Source organism: Streptomyces termitum, assembly GCF_014650175.1.
Taxonomy (GTDB): Bacteria; Actinomycetota; Actinomycetes; order Streptomycetales; family Streptomycetaceae; genus Streptomyces; species Streptomyces termitum.
Genome location: NZ_BMUL01000042.1, coordinates 1 through 931, shown reverse-complemented (window position 1 = coordinate 931; position 931 = coordinate 1). Strand labels below are relative to the sequence as shown.

The 931-nt window shown below is 50.1% G+C and carries 1 protein-coding gene; it reads right to left on the bottom strand.

The annotated features are described in order from the left end of the window. Window positions 1-136 precede the first annotated feature (136 nt). On the bottom strand, window positions 137-931 hold a 795-nt coding region (locus IE219_RS32695; protein WP_189983723.1), incomplete at its 5' end, for an asparagine synthase-related protein.

Sequence of the window (931 nt, the reverse complement as noted above, 5' to 3'; positions counted from 1 at the left end):
CCGGTCTCCGATTTCATAAGAACAATAGATACATTAATGCACAATCTTCACTCAAACCTTAGGTCTGCACCACTCTAATGGCAAGACCAGGTACATCTTATTTCTTATCAGAAACGGCAAGCAGGACAGGACACCATCAACTCTCAATTGCGACACCAGGCGCTGCAACCTCGATCATCCTCGGCTTCTTGCTGGTTCCTGTCAAGATGGTTGCTGGGAGATGCTCCTGTTCATAGGCCGAGAGATGGACTCCAAGTGCTGCTCTCCCTGAGGGATCCAGGTTCCCCGACCACTGAGCATCCCACTCTACCGCCTTTGCCGTGCTGCATGCAACGCTTGGCCCGCCTGGCACCGTCAGGATCGCCGAGTTCTGGGGGAAGAACCTCTCAAATATCATCCTGTAACAGTAGGCCTCTTTTGTAGTCGGGGTGTTGTGCGGGTAGATGAACTTTGCATTTGACATCATCTTATCGGTCACATTTGATTCTGCGTGAGCCTTTAGGCCATCAATCCAGCTATAGCCAACACCATCACTGAACTGCTCTTTCTGCCTGTACAGAATGTGCTTTGGCAGGAATGGTTGCTCCTCGTCATCAAATGCTTTCCTCAGCACCCACTTCTCAATTCTTCCAAGATCAGGTCGGATCATCTTCCACTCAGGATCTATGCTCATTGCCTCATTGATAAACTCCTTGTCCAGGAATGGCACACGTGCTTCGAGTCCCCATGCAGATGTTGCCTTGTTGGCCCTCAAGCAATCGTACTGATGCAGAGCTTTGATCTTTTGACATGTCTCACGGTGGAGCTCCTCTTTGTTGGGTGCCTTGTGGAAGTAGAGGTACCCTCCGAAAATCTCATCGGAACCCTCACCAGAGATGACCATCTTGACGCCAAGTGACTTGATCTTGCTTGACATCAGGAACATTGGCGT